Raw genomic sequence first — 14,649 nt, 5'->3', positions numbered from 1 at the left:
CTGTCTGGCAAGATACCGCTCATTTCCCTTGTCCCGTGGCGGCCGGTCATCGACCGCCAGCTCGGCCGTGAGGTCATGGGCATCGTGCAAAGCGGATCGGTGTCGTGGCAGTTGGGGCGGCAAAGGGGCATAAGCCTCTAATCTGTTGTAGATGAACGCAGCCGCTCGAAACCAGCGATGAGGCTGTCGAGTCCGAAGTTGAACGCAGCATCCATGCCGTCTGTTTCCAACTCGTGAAACAGATCGTGCAGGAAGGACGACGGTGCTTGCTCGGACACATCTGGCCTGTCCGGAACTCTCTCATCGGCATCAGATGCCTGCTGCTCGAGAACGGAACCGACCACATAGTGACTGACCGCCCGGAGCGCCCAAACGGCGCGCTTCGGACAAAAGCCCTCCGCGCAGAGAAAGCGTATTTGCGTCTCGGCGGTGCCAAAATTCGGTTCTGTCGGTCGAGTGCCGGCATGGATACGCGCGCCGTCCCGATAAGAGAGCAACGCCGTTCTGAAGCTCAGGGCATTCTCTTTCAGGAACACCCGCCAGTCCTCATTCTCTTCGGGTAGCGAGCGGGTATGGCGTTCCGCCAGCATCGCCTCGGCGAGCGCATCAAGCAGCGCTCGCTTGTTCTGGAAATGCCAGTAAAGCGCAGGCTGCTGAACCTTGAGGCGTTCAGCGAGCTTCCGCGTCGTCAGGCTGTCCATGCCAACCTCGTTCAACAGCTCTAGCGCCGCCGCGATCACGGTGCCCTTGTCCAGTTTGGTCATTCACGTTCCTTCGCCAGTGCTTGACAATTTATCACCGATAAGTTATATGTCCATCTCCTTATCGTTGATAAAGTCGCTCCATTGAGCGGCGCTGGAGTTTCAGGTGCGCAGCTCTGCCATCATTGCCCTGCTGATCGTGGGTCTTGACGCCATGGGTCTCGGCCTCATCATGCCCGTCCTTCCGACGCTTCTGCGTGAGCTTGTGCCAGCAGAGCAGGTCGCTGGACACTATGGTGCCTTGCTGTCGCTCTATGCATTGATGCAGGTCGTCTTCGCGCCCATGCTTGGACAGCTTTCGGATTCTTACGGTCGGCGTCCGGTACTTCTGGCTTCTCTTGCAGGAGCCGCAGTCGATTACACGATTATGGCATCAGCGCCGGTCTTATGGGTGCTCTATATCGGCCGACTCGTGTCCGGCGTCACGGGCGCAACCGGAGCTGTAGCAGCCTCAACCATTGCCGATTCGACGGGGGAAGGTTCTCGCGCACGCTGGTTCGGCTACATGGGGGCCTGTTATGGGGCGGGCATGATTGCCGGGCCAGCACTTGGTGGCATGCTCGGTGGTATCTCTGCTCATGCCCCGTTTATCGCCGCCGCCCTTCTCAACGGGTTCGCGTTCCTGCTTGCCTGCATTTTCCTCAAGGAGACTCATCACAGCCATGGCGGGACCGGAAAGCCGGTTCGCATCAAACCATTCGTTCTGTTACGGCTGGATGATGCATTGCGCGGGCTAGGTGCGCTTTTCGCAGTTTTCTTCATTATTCAACTGATCGGCCAAGTGCCTGCAGCCCTATGGGTCATATATGGCGAGGACCGTTTTCAGTGGAACACCGCGACCGTTGGTTTGTCGCTCGCGGCGTTTGGGGCAACACATGCGATCTTCCAAGCGTTTGTTACCGGCCCGCTTTCAAGCCGGCTTGGAGAGCGGCGCACGCTGCTGTTTGGCATGGCTGCGGATGCGACTGGCTTCGTTCTTCTGGCTTTTGCCACGCAGGGATGGATGGTGTTCCCGATTCTGTTGCTGCTTGCCGCCGGGGGTGTTGGCATGCCGGCCTTGCAGGCAATGCTCTCAAACAATGTCAGCAGTAACAAGCAAGGGGCTTTGCAAGGAACGCTAACGAGCCTCACCAATCTAAGCTCTATCGCAGGACCGCTTGGCTTCACAGCACTCTATTCTGCCACCGCCGGGGCATGGAACGGTTGGGTTTGGATTGTCGGCGCGATCCTCTATTTAATATGTCTGCCAATACTACGCAGACCATTCGCAACTTCATTGTGATTTAGTCATGGCGATTTGGCATGCGTAGACTTAGGAGAAATGACGGATTAAATCTGTTGAGCAATCATCTCCTTTCGGGGCGAGTGCCAATGATGACCTTAGTTCACACTCTCGCTGTCGCCGAATATCTCAACTTCCGTCACGCCGCCAACGCGCTCGGCGTTGCACAGTCCAGCGTCAGCGCCCGCGTGAAGGCACTGGAAGAAGACCTCGGCATCCTCTTGTTCGAGCGTCATGCGCGCGGCGTTCGGCTGACCGAGGCCGGACGCCATTTCGTCGAGCGGATAGCCGTAGGTATTGACCAACTCGACCATGCGGTGAAAACCGCCGGCATGGCGGCAGCCGGAGAAAGCGGCCGGCTTCGTATCGGTATCCATGCCCTGATTCCGCATAGCTTCCTCGCAAAGCTGATCGGCCAATACCGCAAGGATTACCCCGATGTTGAAGTCGAGATCGCCGAAGGCCCGGCCCGTGAAGCGGTGGTGCAGCTTCGCGCCGGCAGGTTGGACGTGGCGTTCGTCGCGGGCACGCCCCAACCACCCGACTGCCATTCCCGTCGCACATGGACCGAACCGCTCTTGGCGGTGCTACCGGAACGGCATCCGCTCGCCAAGCGGTCAGCCGTCACATGGCCCGATTTGGCAGGCGAGACGTTCCTTGCGTATAGGAAGTTCAAACGCCCTTTTCGGGCAGTCTGCTGGGTAGGCGGCGGTCGCGCAAGCCCCGTTTTGGGCACGGATCGGACGTCTGTGAGTGGGATTTCGGCATCGCGGGGCCACGCAGCGGCGTTGTCAGCAGCCATGCTTCGCTGATTCCCGACAGCGGGCCGAGCGCCGCCCTGCGGATCGTGGCCGCATCGGCTCGGATTCCGGTTTCGCCGTCGGCTGTGCAGCCGGCAGATCGTCACGCGGCTTGCACTGGCGGCGCGCGCGCTGCGGGCCTGTAGTGCGCTTCTTCCCGCGCGCCGTGCTTCTCGAAGTGGGCGAGGATGGCGCGGATGGCGGTGGGTTCCTCGATGCTGGCGACGATCCGCACGGTGCCACCGCAGTGGACGCAGGCGGTGACGTCGATGGAAAAGACCCGCTTGAGCCGTTGCGCCCAGCTCATCGCACGGCGCTTCTCCTCGGGGCTGCGCGGCGCGTCGTGGGCGCTGACGTCCACTGGCGCCGCATCGCCCGCAGGCCGCTTGCCGCGCCCCGAGGGCGTCAGCTGCGCACGCAGGTTTGCATTCGGGGCGAATACGCCGTGGAAGCGGGTGAGATGCGCGCGAGGTGGCGGGACCAGCGCCGCCAGCTTGGCGATGAAATCCACCGGATCCCATTCCACATGCGTGGTGCCATTGCGCCACGGGGTCTTGAGCTGGTAACGCACCCTGCCCTGGAGCGCTATCGACAGCCGCTTCTCGCTGATCGCCGGGCGCGTGATGTAGCGGCACAGCTTTTCCCGCTTGTGGCTTTCGTGTGCTTCGGCCGCCACGCCGGCATGCAGTGAGAAGCCGCCGACCTTGCCGGCTTCGCCCTCCAGCGAACCGGCGTCACCGGGCAGCGTTTGCAGCGTGACGACCTTGCAGCCAGCGTCGCGGCCGGTGGCGATGCGGTAGGTGATCGAACTCATCCGCAGCCCATCCATGCTGTCGTCGCCTGCAGCGCTGTCTGCCAGGAAGGCCGATTCGCCCTCCCCTTCGAGCCAGCCTTTGCGCGTCAGGTGCCGACACACCCGGTGCGCGATGGTAGCTGCCAGCTGGGTCAACTGCGCGGTGGTGGGCGCACGGGCGCGGTGCAGGCGCAGTTCGCGCCGCGGCAGCTCGGTGGCTTCCACGTACACGCCGTCGAGCCACAGCATGTGGAAGTGGATGTTCAGGTTCAGCGCGCTGCCGAAACGCTGGATCAGCGTCACCGCGCCGCACTGGGCGCTGGCGCGGTCGATGCCGGCTTGATCGGCCAACCAGCCGGCGATCACGCGCTGCACGATGCCCAGCACCGGGCCAATGGCTTCTGGCTTGCTGGCGAACAGGAAACGCAAGGGGTACGGAAAGCTCAGCACCCATTGCCGCACAGGCCGCGGGCCGAACACCTCCTCGACCAGGTGCCGCGCACTCTCGGCCATGCGTCGCGCGCCGCAACTCGGGCAGAACCCGCGCTTCTTGCAGGAGAAGGCCACCAGCCTCTCTGCACGGCAGTGCTCGCACACCACCCGCAGGAAGCCGTGCTCGAGTACGCCGCAACGCAGGTAGGCATCGAACGCCTCGCGGACATACCCGGGCAGCGAGCGGCCCTCCGCTTCGATCCGTGCAATGAAGTCCGGGTAGTGCGCCTCTACCAACGCGTACAGCAGCGTGCGCTCGGGCGCGTGGCGCGCGTACCGCGAACCGGTGTGGGCGGACGGCAGTGGCGCGCATCCCGCGGCTTGCCGCCGGGATGTGGCGAGGCGCGGCACGCAGCGCTCCGGTGCGGGGACGGCTGCTCAGTGTTGCGCCTGTGTTCGCACGTTCGTATCGGTGCGTTCTGATCTTCGCGTCAGACATTGCCGCGGCGCGGGCACAACAAAAAGCCCGGCATCGCTGCCGGGCTCCGGCCCCGTCCTTGGGGCCTTGATGTCGGGTCGTTGCCGGGATCGGACCGCGCTGGCGCGGTCCGGTTCCCTGACGACCGGGCCAACCGGATCAGAAATCCATGCCGCCCATGCCGCCCATACCGCCAGCACCCGGCATGGCCGGCTCTTCCTTCTTCGGCACTTCGGCCACGACCACTTCGGTCGTGATCGCAAGGCCGGCGACGGAAGCGGCGTGCTGCAGGGCCGAGCGGGTCACCTTGGTCGGGTCCAGGATGCCCATGGCGATCATGTCGCCGAACTCGCCGGTGGCGGCGTTGTAGCCGTAGCTGCCTTCGCCGGCCTTGACGTTGGCCACGATCACGCTCGGTTCTTCACCGGCGTTGGCCACGATGGCGCGCAGCGGGGCTTCCAGCGCACGGCGGGTGATGGCGATGCCCAGGTTCTGGTCTTCGTTGATGCCCTGCCAGGGCAGATCCGTGCACAGCACCTTGCCGGCCGGCAGCCCTTTTTAAGCGGGTACATATGCGTGATACGATCAAGGTGCTCCTGCTGCTGGGCGCATCCTTTGCGCTGGTTGCGTTGGAGAAAACCCTGGGCGAAAGGGCGCTATTTTCCGGATTGCTGGCGGTGATGGGGATGGGCGTCACCCTTTTAAAAACCAACGCCCCGGTTGCAAAGCGTATATCCGGCAAATTTTCAAAGCTTTGGGTGGCGGCAGAAATCTGGCTGTTTGTGCTGGTGGGTGCAACGGTCAACATCCGTTACCTTTTCTCCGCCGGGCTAAGCGGCATGCTGCTGATCACAGCTGCGCTGCTGTTTCGCATGCTGGGCGTGTGGATGAGTACGCTGGGTACAGACCTATCCCGGAAGGAGCGCCTGTTCTGCATGATTGCCTATCTGCCCAAGGCAACGGTGCAGGCTGCAATCGGCGCTATTCCGCTGGCGATGGGGCTTGGCAGTGGGGAAACCATACTTGCGGTGGCGGTTCTTGCCATTATACTTACAGCGCCGCTGGGGGCGTTGGGCATCGAGCTGAGCTATAAAAGGCTGCTTCAAAAACAGCAGTCGTAGTGTGCTTGTTCGATAGAACAAAAGAGGAACGAAAAATATTTTTCGTTCCTCTTTTTTAGATGATTTGCCTTCTGATTGGCTTATCCATTCTTTTTTATCAAGTATATAAGTTCTGTTCCGATGGTCTTTTTATCCTCAATCTCAAACTCGGCGGGCAAGCCGCCCTCGAACCATGCGGCGTAGTTCGCCTCCATGCCTTTTCCACGCCCGCCTAAACTACGCGTGGGAAAGCTGACAGCCATGCGCGGGGTATTGAGGGATTGTAAAAGTGCCATGGCAGAACCGGCCTGCTCCCGCTCCAGCAGGGGCAAAAGCTTAAAAATCAGCGCCAGGTCGCCGGCTTCGGCGGGCGGCGCACACAGCACATCCTGCAGGGCAAAGGTAAAATCCCAATCTTTTTCCCTAGCAAAGGGGGTGATGACATCCCCCAATCCCTGGTGGATATCACAGCCCCACACGGATGCAATGCCGCGCTCGTATAGCGCCAAGGGGTTAAGACCGCAGGCGATATCCAGCACGCGGCGGGGAGTTTCGGCTGAAAAGATAAAATCGTACAGGGTATCCAGCTCGGCCAGTCGCTCCTTGGTGGAGGCATGCAGCGACAATGCCTTTTTTACATCGCCCGCAGAAAGCGCGGCGGCAGCAGCCTTGAGCGATTCCGGGGTGACATATGCCCCGCAAATTCCATGCAGCCGGGTGCGTGCAGCCTCTACGGTCTGTTTGGGGGATTTATGCCGCCCCCATTCCTCAGTCAGGATGCGCCGCACGGTATCCGGGCAAAGGGCGCGGTATTTTTTTGAGGCCAGGATGGAGGTGAGGGCATCGTTGATGTTCATCGGTGTCTCCTAAATCGTTTTCGGGGTCTGACGCTCAGTGGAACGAAAACTCACGTTAAGGGATTTTGGTCATGAGATTATCAAAAAGGATCTTCACCTAGATCCTTTTAAATTAAAAATGAAGTTTTAAATCAATCTAAAGTATATATGAGTAAACTTGGTCTGACAGTTACCAATGCTTAATCAGTGAGGCACCTATCTCAGCGATCTGTCTATTTCGTTCATCCATAGTTGCCTGACTCCCCGTCGTGTAGATAACTACGATACGGGAGGGCTTACCATCTGGCCCCAGTGCTGCAATGATACCGCGAGACCCACGCTCACCGGCTCCAGATTTATCAGCAATAAACCAGCCAGCCGGAAGGGCCGAGCGCAGAAGTGGTCCTGCAACTTTATCCGCCTCCATCCAGTCTATTAATTGTTGCCGGGAAGCTAGAGTAAGTAGTTCGCCAGTTAATAGTTTGCGCAACGTTGTTGCCATTGCTGCAGGCATCGTGGTGTCACGCTCGTCGTTTGGTATGGCTTCATTCAGCTCCGGTTCCCAACGATCAAGGCGAGTTACATGATCCCCCATGTTGTGCAAAAAAGCGGTTAGCTCCTTCGGTCCTCCGATCGTTGTCAGAAGTAAGTTGGCAGCAGTGTTATCACTCATGGTTATGGCAGCACTGCATAATTCTCTTACTGTCATGCCATCCGTAAGATGCTTTTCTGTGACTGGTGAGTACTCAACCAAGTCATTCTGAGAATAGTGTATGCGGCGACCGAGTTGCTCTTGCCCGGCGTCAACACGGGATAATACCGCACCACATAGCAGAACTTTAAAAGTGCTCATCATTGGAAAACGTTCTTCGGGGCGAAAACTCTCAAGGATCTTACCGCTGTTGAGATCCAGTTCGATGTAACCCACTCGTGCACCCAACTGATCTTCAGCATCTTTTACTTTCACCAGCGTTTCTGGGTGAGCAAAAACAGGAAGGCAAAATGCCGCAAAAAAGGGAATAAGGGCGACACGAAAATGTTGAATACTCATACTCTTCCTTTTTCAATATTATTGAAGCATTTACCAGGGTTATTGTATCATGAGCGGATACATATTTGAATGTATTTAGAAAAATAAACAAATAGGGGTTCCGCGCACATTTCCCCGAAAAGTGCCACCTGACGTCTAAGAAACCATTATTATCATGACATTAACCTATAAAAATAGGCGTATCACGAGGCCCTTTCGTCTTCAAGAATTTTATAAACCGTGGAGCGGGCAATACTGAGCTGATGAGCAATTTCCGTTGCACCAGTGCCCTTCTGATGAAGCGTCAGCACGACGTTCCTGTCCACGGTACGCCTGCGGCCAAATTTGATTCCTTTCAGCTTTGCTTCCTGTCGGCCCTCATTCGTGCGCTCTAGGATCCTCCGGCGTTCAGCCTGTGCCACAGCCGACAGGATGGTGACCACCATTTGCCCCATATCACCGTCGGTACTGATCCCGTCATCAATGAACCGGACTGCCACGCCCTGAGCGTCAAATTCCTTTATCAGTTGGATCATATCGGCAGTGTCGCGGCCAAGACGGTCGAGCTTCTTAACCAGAATGACATCACCTTCCTCCACCTTCATCCTCAGCAAATCCAGCCCTTCCCGATCTGTTGAACTGCCGGATGCCTTATCGGTAAATATACGGTTTGCTTTCACACCTGCGTCTTTGAGTGCTCTGACCTGAAGATCAAGAGACTGCTGACTGGTTGAGACCCGAGCGTAACCAAAAAGTCGCATAAAAATGTACCTTAAATCGAATATCGGACAACTCATGTCTATTATTACAAATTTACGATTTAATAGACATATTAATGTAACAGTTTTACGATGTCCGATAATTTATAACATTTCGTACGGTTGGAAAAATGTTACTAAATGCCCGTCAGGCAGGGAGGCCGATATGCCCGTTGACTTTCTGACCACTGAGCAGACTGAAAGCTATGGCAGATTCACCGGTGAACCGGATGAGCTTCAGCTGGCACGATATTTTCACCTTGATGAAGCAGACAAGGAATTTATCGGAAAAAGCAGAGGTGATCACAACCGTCTGGGCATTGCCCTGCAAATTGGATGTGTCCGTTTTCTGGGCACCTTCCTCACCGATATGAATCATATTCCTTCCGGCGTCCGGCATTTTACCGCCAGACAGCTCGGGATTCGTGATATCACCGTTCTTGCAGAATACGGTTTACAATAAAGTGCTTGCCGACTTTCTTTGCAATGTCAGAGAAAACGCTCTCTGCGCGGCCCAGCTCAAAAGTGCTAACGTTGATGACTGGAAAGGACAACTTGATTGGAATCTCAAGTTTGTCCATTTGCTGTGTAATATCGCTCATCGCTTATCCTTTAAATAAATTTCGACTTGTTGATCACCTCACATCATAAGTTCATTTTATGATGCTGTAAATATCACCTTCCAACTCTGTAGCTGTTCACGGCGGACTCAACGCGCTTGACTGACACGTCTATACCATTTGTCACCAGCAACTCATGCACTTGGCAACAGGCCTGTTGTTTCAGGCCAAAGAACTCTTCGTTAACACGGGCATACTCTGCTGCCGAATTGGAGGCGGCTCGTCTTAGATCTGGCATCAGAGATTCAACGCGAGACTCTACTTTGTCCAGAGAGGAACTGGCAGACGACAAGCTGAACAGCGAGAAGACGCTCCCAAAGTCGAAACCATCATTCAAACCGGCAAAGTCCATACCCAGATCGATAAACTCAGTTGCCATTGAGTGGTGCAGTGAGCCCACAATGTCACGATGATCCCCCAGCGCATTTGCGAAGGCTTTCACAGCTCTCTTCGCATCGTCTATTTCACTGCTGGCCGAGGAGTTTGACATCGACGACATGACGGAAATGCCCTTGTTGTCAGTCACAAGGTCGAGAACCTCCATTGTTTGTGCTGATGAAACACTGGAAGAGGCCTCACTGATTTCACGTAAGGCTTTTTGCCCCATGTCCACCAGTCGCTTGTTGCTCTCGTGGAGTCGAGATGCGGCGTCAAGCCTATCTTGAGCTTGGGTGATTCGTTCCAGAATCTGGCTACCGTCAATCGCTTGCTTCACGGCCCGAGAAACCAATCCCTCTTTGAGCTGGTCTCTCCCACGGCGCAAATACCGCAAATCGCTGTTATGGCCTTTTAGTGCTGAACGTATAACGGCGATGTCTCGACGAAACTGCCAGAACGTTATAATTTTTTGCCAGATCCCCAACTGAGCACGCTGTTGGCAAAGAGCTTCGTACTCTGCACCTTTCTCTTCAACCTGGCTGAGAGCTGCGGTAATCCTGTCTTGATATTGCCGGTCGTCAGCCAAGTAACTTTGAATTGCTTGTTCCATCCCGTACCCCAAAAACTTTCACATGTGAAAGTTCATTCTTTCTTTGTTCTGCCAGTACAAAGTATTTTGCCTTAGAACGACCTCACACCCCGCCCCTGCTCACGCCCATTTTGGGCAATTACAGATTCAGCATTTACAGGCTTATAATGTGATGCCGTAATAGACAAATAAAAAACGGCATAGCCGTTTTTACCTTACTTTGCTTTGCTCCGGCCCCCGCATAGTGCATTACCAATGCGTGATGAAAAATCCTTCCATTCTGGACTGTTCCGGTAGTCATCCTGTCCAGTTGCTTGTTCCTGGCTGGTCGATGCGAATTGATTGAGAGCATCCGGGCACGAAGAGCAGACCCCGATACCTTCCACTCTATTCACGCGAAGCCAGTGACACGGTTGACCGTTTTCAACACAAGCGTGATCATCGGTGCATCCGCACCCTATACATTTAGCAGTGAGCATAAGCGCCTCCCCAAGTAAATTAACAACATCATAGTATCATTATGTGATGCTGTAAATATTAAAAAGAAAGCGGCCATAGCCGCCCTTCCGAAGTAATTTTCCTTTAGTGGTTGTCTTGGCCCTGTTTCCAAGCGACGAATGCCTGCACTAGCGGTACGCCATCATCACTCAAGGCATTCCCTTCTATCCATCCGCCTCGTATGACGACAGACTGCCCTGATTCCAAGCCAAAAGGTTCCCACTCAGAAGCCACCGGGGAACCGTCCACCAGCAGGTCGAGATCTTCAATCCATTTATCCCGGCCATCCAGAGTTTTCCAAACTGAGTCATCGACCCAAAAGGCCTTGATTTGTTCTGGTGTGGCATTGGTCCAATCGTTGTCTTTCCCGTCAGCAAGTGAAAGTACAGAGTCAACCGTTTGCTGCCAGTTCGGCCAATCTTCTTCGACAACAACGCAAGTAAGCGAGCTCTTGCCATTTGCTCTGCGGCCATCATCAACCTTCCGGATCAGCCTTTCCAGTGTCGCCAGCTCCTCATCGCAGAGCACGGCCTGTGCATCGCTTATCTTTGCCACGAAGTAACGTGCTTCAAGCATCGACATAATTATTTTCCTCCCCAGGGCACAAGTTTTGTCGAATATCCAAGCATTAGTGGGTGCTTCGGGTCCCCCGAACCAGTCACGCCAAATGCCAATACCGGCTTCCCAGATGCAACGAGCTGCTCTAAAAGCCTGTCCAAATGAACATGCAAAGACTTAGGCAGCTTAGTTCGGCTCCCCCAGCAGGGCACCAAGACATCAGCATCCCGAATAATCCTTTCCAAGTGGATTTCATTTTCAGGCCCGACAGGATCAACCGCCGTAGCCAGCTCTCGAACGTCGGTCGCCCGAAAAGCAAAAGCATTACCGACTATGAATCGCCTCCCTCCGTTGACCTTGGTAAACCCTATCCACTTTCTGACCGTGTGATCGTCCTCGGTGGCCGTGGCCGTAGAGCCGTTTACACCAAAATAACCGAACACAAGGCCTTCGGGTTGCACATCCCTTTCCAGACGGTATCTGTACATGCCGCACTTGCTGATAATTGCACTCAAAGTGTCACCTCTTTTTGAATGAAAAATGCCCTTTCACAGTTGCATTTTTTAATGCTGTGATAGGATAAAAGTGTAAGTTGAAAAGGAGAGATGACCATGAAACATGTACTGAATATCGCGCTGATGGCTGTTGTTATTCTTGGCCTGGCTATGCTTGAGGCCACCAACTGGGGTTACGCAGTGCTGGCTATCCCGGCAGTGATTTGGGCCAAGTCGGTGCTCAACCTTCTGCACAAACTGCCGGTTCTGGCTGCTGCTTTTTGGATTCTGGTTGCTGTTTTCGCGTGGCAAGCGGCACTTGTTGGTATCCTGTTCTATGGCGTACTTGCGACCCCTAAAGCGCCAGCAAACACCAATGGCAAGAAAAGCCGAAAAGCCAATCTGATGGGCACTTACAGCTACGACTTTAAAACCGGCGAATGCTTTAGCTAAGACTGGCTCCACGGTTATTTCTCCTCAGCCTTCCTGATGGGCGCTCTCAGCGCTCTCAGGACAGCTTCTTCAAGAGCTGCGGCCCCTGCCCTATCACGTCGCTTTGTTAATGCCCCATATTGCTTCCTGATGGGTAGCATCAGCTCTTCGAGTTCATTGCGCTTCCTATCGTCGGCTTCAAGTTTCTCGCTTCGCGCCAAGGCTTCGGCTTGCTCGCTTTTTGCTTGCCACTCTATCTTGTCGCCTTGCACTTCCCATGCTTTAACGTAATGAGCATCATCCAGACCTTTTGCTCCGTTGTCCGAAAACGAGGCCCCTGAGTAAATGCCACCGACAACCCAGCGCCTTTTGCTTTTTCCCTTTGAGAAATACATCTCACGGCCTAAAACACCATCGCGCAAAGTGGCTACCGAGATAAATAGCCCAGCGTCCCCTTTCCTAAAGCCGCAGAACACAAACTCAAGCGGTTCGTATAAATCACTCATGCTGATCACTCCGAAGAACAGACAAGACCTTCTCAGCTCGCTCCTGGAGGTCTATGAGTTCGGCAGCATCATTACCGCTCAATGACATGTCCCCGCCATAGAGGCGATACTCAACGCTGTCCATCGCCTGGCGAAGCAATCCTAGAAGAGCATTCACGTTTGCCGGTGTTGATAGGGCGACGGCTTCACCTTTCAGCTCACGTCCATTAAATTCCGACCACTCGGCTATGCCTGTCAGTTCGCAACAATTTGAGCAGGACATACTGGCAACATTCTGGGGATCGTCTGGACAGTGTTCATTGATGACAAAGTTCATCTCGTCACTGCCGCACTTTCCACAAATGATGTGTACTTTTTTGCCCATGCTGCTGCCCTTAGTGGAGAGTCTGCTCTTCCACAACAATCATCCCGTCAACCAAGCTGATTGTGGCGGGACCGCAGTTACCCAGCACCTCAGCTTTGACTCCGTTGTTCAACGCGACATAAAGCCGTCTCGCCCCGTTGGTGACGCGGATGCCTTTCTGGTCGAGTTGTTCAAGCATTTCTTCGTAGGTAATTTTTTCGTCCATCAGTTCTCCTCAGCAAGGATCTCGTCGATGAGGTTCTTTGCTATCAATCTGGCATCCAAAGGGACAGCCAGGCTGTCAATTCTGCCTCTTTCATGGGCAACAATGAGTTGCGCCTTCCAAGCTATCCCGGAAAGAGAAGCATCAGGTTCTTTACCTGAGCTTCTCATACATCTTGCGTTTCGGTACGCCGCCAGCCACTCAGGTCTGGTTGAGTTATAACGCCCAAGGCCAGCTTTTCGTTGGAAGCACATTCATCGCGCACCTTTACAGATTCATTTTATGATACTGTAAACAATAAAAAGACACCTTGCAAGACTTTCACATGTGAAAGTTTTCTGGTTTACATCTGCTCGCTTGGATCAAACCCCAAAGCCTTGCACACGTCATCCAGGTCATCGAGCGTGAAGAATCCCAGCGTCAGTTCCCCGGAGCGCTTCGCGGGGTTATAGCGAACTTTGATAGGCCTACCCGTAGCATCGCTCATCAGGGTCTCCAGGCGCTTAATGTCTGCATCCCTGTCCACTTCTTTGCCCTTCGCTATCGCCTCAAATTTATGAACCGGTGTCCTGGTATGCAGGAGATCCCTCAGGAGCTTTTCTCTCTTGCTGAAAGGTAACTTAGCCACGGCCCTCACATGCCCCAGGGTGATCTTGCGTGGATTTCTGAGCCAGAGTGTTAGCTCTTCCTCCGATAGCGTACCGGCGCGTTTCAGGTGTGTAACCGTATAGACCTTCTCAATACCCAGATCCTCTCTGATCTGACTGTTTGAACGCCCCTCTCCGCTTAGGAACGCGACCACATAGGCCTTTTCTGCATCAGTCATGCCTGGATGCTGGTGGTAGTAGTCAATGGCTTCTCTTGCATCGAGCAGTAGGGGTAGGTTGTTCATTCAGGACACCTTTTAGTCACATGACTATATCGAGGCTTATTCTACCCCCTATTTTAGTCACATGACTACTTACTGACATTTCGGCCCCCATCGCCGCCGATTTTTCTTGATTATAGGTTTGAATCTATATAGGATTGCACCTATATTAAGTAAGGAGAAATCATGTGGGTCATCGAGACAACCGACACCTTTGATGAGTGGTTCGATGCTCTGGATGATACCGATAGAGCAAACGTGCTGGCTTCGATGATGGTGCTGCGAGATAGAGGCCCCATGCTGTCGAGGCCATACGCGGATACTGTTAACGGTTCATCCTACAGCAACATGAAAGAGCTTCGGGTCCAAAGCAAAGGAGATCCTATCAGAGCGTTCTTTGCGTTCGATCCAAAGCGTAAGGGGATTCTTCTCTGCGCCGGTAACAAGACCGGGGACGAGAAAAGGTTTTATGAAGTAATGATCCCAATTGCAGACCGTGAGTTTGCGGCGCACTTGGATAAATTGAAGAAGGAGTGACGTTATGGCAAGAACTCTTGACCAAATGCTGGCAACAGAAAAGCCTGAGGTTGTTGCCAAAGCACAGAAAGCGGCCACTGAGATGTTACTGAACATCCACTTGGCAGAGCTTCGTGATCGCATGAACCTTACCCAGGGGGAAATTGCTGCATCTCTGGGTGTGAGACAGCCGACAGTCTCCGAGATGGAAAAACCTGGACGAGATCTCAAGCTGTCGTCCATTAAGCGGTACGTTGAGGCCTCCGGTGGCAAGCTACGCCTCGATGTTGAACTTCCGGACGGCACCCACTACGGCTTTGCCGTTTAACTCGATACGCCCCGTTATGGGGCGTA

At 54.5% G+C, this 14,649-nt stretch carries 18 protein-coding genes and 4 pseudogenes; 8 read left to right on the top strand and 14 right to left on the bottom strand.

Annotated elements, in window-relative coordinates; translation table 11 throughout:
- Window positions 1-24: 24 nt before the first annotated feature.
- Window positions 25-141, top strand: a pseudogene (locus CYG50_RS22960) (DUF3363 domain-containing protein); the annotation flags it as partial.
- On the opposite strand, the gene tetR(G) reads toward CYG50_RS22960, so the two are convergent.
- Window positions 138-764, bottom strand: coding sequence for a tetracycline resistance transcriptional repressor TetR(G) (tetR(G), locus tag CYG50_RS00635; protein WP_000163574.1), 627 nt, complete (start codon window positions 762-764; stop codon window positions 138-140). The pseudogene CYG50_RS22960 and the gene tetR(G) sit on opposite strands and share 4 nt — an antisense overlap.
- A gap of 103 nt (window positions 765-867) precedes the next feature.
- Between tetR(G) and tet(G) the strand changes: the two genes are divergently transcribed.
- Window positions 868-2,043, top strand: a complete 1,176-nt coding sequence (gene tet(G) / locus CYG50_RS00630) for a tetracycline efflux MFS transporter Tet(G) (RefSeq protein WP_001257840.1) — start codon at window positions 868-870, stop codon at window positions 2,041-2,043.
- Window positions 2,044-2,063: 20 nt separating this feature from the next.
- Window positions 2,064-2,855, top strand: a complete 792-nt coding sequence (locus tag CYG50_RS00625; protein WP_001253717.1) for a LysR family transcriptional regulator — start codon at window positions 2,064-2,066, stop codon at window positions 2,853-2,855.
- A gap of 91 nt (window positions 2,856-2,946) precedes the next feature.
- Here the strand turns inward: CYG50_RS00625 and CYG50_RS00620 are convergent, their stop codons facing one another.
- Both CYG50_RS00620 and CYG50_RS00615 read right to left on the bottom strand, forming a co-directional pair.
- Complete coding sequence (locus tag CYG50_RS00620) at window positions 2,947-4,479, bottom strand: IS91-like element ISCR3 family transposase (protein WP_012372820.1); 1,533 nt, start codon at window positions 4,477-4,479, stop codon at window positions 2,947-2,949.
- A 226-nt stretch (window positions 4,480-4,705) separates the two neighbouring features.
- A pseudogene (locus tag CYG50_RS00615) lies at window positions 4,706-5,059 on the bottom strand (TCP-1/cpn60 chaperonin family protein); the annotation flags it as partial.
- Between the two features lie 59 nt (window positions 5,060-5,118).
- Here CYG50_RS00615 and CYG50_RS00610 point away from each other — a divergent pair.
- On the top strand, window positions 5,119-5,667 hold the full coding sequence (locus CYG50_RS00610; protein WP_014342204.1) for a cation:proton antiporter domain-containing protein: 549 nt from the start codon (window positions 5,119-5,121) through the stop codon (window positions 5,665-5,667).
- A gap of 80 nt (window positions 5,668-5,747) precedes the next feature.
- Here CYG50_RS00610 and CYG50_RS00605 read toward each other — a convergent pair whose 3' ends face one another.
- The 3 genes from CYG50_RS00605 to CYG50_RS00595 form a co-directional block, all read right to left on the bottom strand.
- Entirely contained in the window at window positions 5,748-6,503 is a 756-nt protein-coding gene (locus CYG50_RS00605) for a 16S rRNA (guanine(1405)-N(7))-methyltransferase RmtB1 (RefSeq protein WP_012372818.1), read from the bottom strand.
- Window positions 6,504-6,672: 169 nt separating this feature from the next.
- Window positions 6,673-7,533 carry a broad-spectrum class A beta-lactamase TEM-1 gene (locus CYG50_RS00600; RefSeq protein WP_000027057.1) on the bottom strand — a complete coding sequence of 287 codons (861 nt, stop codon included), beginning with the start codon at window positions 7,531-7,533 and terminating at the stop codon, window positions 6,673-6,675.
- Between the two features lie 182 nt (window positions 7,534-7,715).
- A complete protein-coding gene (locus tag CYG50_RS00595; protein ID WP_001235713.1) occupies window positions 7,716-8,273 on the bottom strand; it encodes a recombinase family protein in 558 nt (185 codons plus the stop codon).
- 163 nt (window positions 8,274-8,436) lie between these two features.
- Here CYG50_RS00595 and CYG50_RS00590 point away from each other — a divergent pair.
- Window positions 8,437-8,721, top strand: a pseudogene (locus tag CYG50_RS00590) (DUF4158 domain-containing protein); the annotation flags it as partial.
- Window positions 8,722-8,725: 4 nt separating this feature from the next.
- Here CYG50_RS00590 and CYG50_RS00585 read toward each other — a convergent pair.
- From CYG50_RS00585 to CYG50_RS00565, 4 genes and pseudogenes are all read right to left on the bottom strand, one after another.
- Window positions 8,726-8,872: pseudogene (locus tag CYG50_RS00585) on the bottom strand (AAA family ATPase); the annotation flags it as partial.
- Window positions 8,873-8,945: 73 nt separating this feature from the next.
- Window positions 8,946-9,878 carry a hypothetical protein gene (locus CYG50_RS00580; RefSeq protein WP_000434071.1) on the bottom strand — a complete coding sequence of 311 codons (933 nt, stop codon included), beginning with the start codon at window positions 9,876-9,878 and terminating at the stop codon, window positions 8,946-8,948.
- 561 nt (window positions 9,879-10,439) lie between these two features.
- Window positions 10,440-10,937, bottom strand: a complete 498-nt coding sequence (locus tag CYG50_RS00570; protein WP_000062185.1) for a hypothetical protein — start codon at window positions 10,935-10,937, stop codon at window positions 10,440-10,442.
- Window positions 10,938-10,939: 2 nt separating this feature from the next.
- Entirely contained in the window at window positions 10,940-11,428 is a 489-nt protein-coding gene (locus CYG50_RS00565) for a DUF1643 domain-containing protein (RefSeq protein ID WP_001273096.1), read from the bottom strand.
- 96 nt (window positions 11,429-11,524) lie between these two features.
- Here CYG50_RS00565 and CYG50_RS00560 point away from each other — a divergent pair, with 96 nt between their 5' ends.
- Complete coding sequence (locus CYG50_RS00560; protein WP_000683476.1) at window positions 11,525-11,860, top strand: hypothetical protein; 336 nt, start codon at window positions 11,525-11,527, stop codon at window positions 11,858-11,860.
- Window positions 11,861-11,874: 14 nt separating this feature from the next.
- On the opposite strand, the gene CYG50_RS00555 is transcribed toward CYG50_RS00560, so the two are convergent.
- The 4 genes from CYG50_RS00555 to CYG50_RS00535 all read right to left on the bottom strand — a co-directional run bounded on the left by CYG50_RS00555 (window position 11,875) and on the right by CYG50_RS00535 (window position 13,803).
- Window positions 11,875-12,345 carry a hypothetical protein gene (locus CYG50_RS00555; protein WP_001281821.1) on the bottom strand — a complete coding sequence of 157 codons (471 nt, stop codon included), beginning with the start codon at window positions 12,343-12,345 and terminating at the stop codon, window positions 11,875-11,877.
- A complete protein-coding gene (locus tag CYG50_RS00550; protein ID WP_000516916.1) occupies window positions 12,338-12,709 on the bottom strand; it encodes a hypothetical protein in 372 nt (123 codons plus the stop codon). The genes CYG50_RS00555 and CYG50_RS00550 overlap by 8 nt, the downstream gene beginning before the upstream one ends.
- 10 nt (window positions 12,710-12,719) lie before the next feature.
- Window positions 12,720-12,914, bottom strand: coding sequence for a hypothetical protein (locus tag CYG50_RS00545; protein WP_000343597.1), 195 nt, complete (start codon window positions 12,912-12,914; stop codon window positions 12,720-12,722).
- Window positions 12,915-13,254: 340 nt separating this feature from the next.
- Window positions 13,255-13,803 carry a transcriptional regulator gene (locus tag CYG50_RS00535; RefSeq protein WP_001061574.1) on the bottom strand — a complete coding sequence of 183 codons (549 nt, stop codon included), beginning with the start codon at window positions 13,801-13,803 and terminating at the stop codon, window positions 13,255-13,257.
- A gap of 162 nt (window positions 13,804-13,965) precedes the next feature.
- Between CYG50_RS00535 and CYG50_RS00530 the strand changes: the two genes are divergently transcribed.
- Window positions 13,966-14,316 (top strand): type II toxin-antitoxin system RelE/ParE family toxin, encoded by a 351-nt coding sequence (locus tag CYG50_RS00530; protein ID WP_000270043.1) that lies wholly within the window; start codon window positions 13,966-13,968, stop codon window positions 14,314-14,316.
- Window positions 14,317-14,320: 4 nt separating this feature from the next.
- Window positions 14,321-14,623: a transcriptional regulator ProR gene (proR, locus tag CYG50_RS00525; RefSeq protein WP_000124640.1), complete on the top strand. Its 303-nt coding sequence runs from the start codon at window positions 14,321-14,323 to the stop codon at window positions 14,621-14,623.
- Window positions 14,624-14,649: the final 26 nt, after the last annotated feature.

Origin of the sequence: Providencia huaxiensis (assembly GCF_002843235.3) — a bacterium.
In the GTDB taxonomy this organism is placed as follows: domain Bacteria; phylum Pseudomonadota; class Gammaproteobacteria; order Enterobacterales; family Enterobacteriaceae; genus Providencia; species Providencia huaxiensis.
The sequence above is the reverse complement of the archived record's forward strand: the minus strand, read 5'-3'. Positions and strand labels throughout refer to the sequence as shown.

Coding starts and splice junctions, on each gene's coding strand:
- CYG50_RS00625 (WP_001253717.1), top strand. CDS start 2,064: ATGCGTAGACTTAGGAGAAATGACGGATTAAATCTGTTGAGCAATCAT.
- CYG50_RS00610 (WP_014342204.1), top strand. CDS start 5,119: ATGCGTGATACGATCAAGGTGCTCCTGCTGCTGGGCGCATCCTTTGCG.
- CYG50_RS00605 (WP_012372818.1), bottom strand. CDS start 6,503: ATGAACATCAACGATGCCCTCACCTCCATCCTGGCCTCAAAAAAATAC.
- CYG50_RS00600 (WP_000027057.1), bottom strand. CDS start 7,533: ATGAGTATTCAACATTTTCGTGTCGCCCTTATTCCCTTTTTTGCGGCA.
- CYG50_RS00595 (WP_001235713.1), bottom strand. CDS start 8,273: ATGCGACTTTTTGGTTACGCTCGGGTCTCAACCAGTCAGCAGTCTCTT.
- CYG50_RS00580 (WP_000434071.1), bottom strand. CDS start 9,878: ATGGAACAAGCAATTCAAAGTTACTTGGCTGACGACCGGCAATATCAA.
- CYG50_RS00570 (WP_000062185.1), bottom strand. CDS start 10,937: ATGTCGATGCTTGAAGCACGTTACTTCGTGGCAAAGATAAGCGATGCA.
- CYG50_RS00560 (WP_000683476.1), top strand. CDS start 11,525: ATGAAACATGTACTGAATATCGCGCTGATGGCTGTTGTTATTCTTGGC.
- CYG50_RS00555 (WP_001281821.1), bottom strand. CDS start 12,345: ATGAGTGATTTATACGAACCGCTTGAGTTTGTGTTCTGCGGCTTTAGG.
- CYG50_RS00550 (WP_000516916.1), bottom strand. CDS start 12,709: ATGGGCAAAAAAGTACACATCATTTGTGGAAAGTGCGGCAGTGACGAG.
- CYG50_RS00545 (WP_000343597.1), bottom strand. CDS start 12,914: ATGGACGAAAAAATTACCTACGAAGAAATGCTTGAACAACTCGACCAG.
- CYG50_RS00535 (WP_001061574.1), bottom strand. CDS start 13,803: ATGAACAACCTACCCCTACTGCTCGATGCAAGAGAAGCCATTGACTAC.
- CYG50_RS00530 (WP_000270043.1), top strand. CDS start 13,966: ATGTGGGTCATCGAGACAACCGACACCTTTGATGAGTGGTTCGATGCT.
- proR (WP_000124640.1), top strand. CDS start 14,321: ATGGCAAGAACTCTTGACCAAATGCTGGCAACAGAAAAGCCTGAGGTT.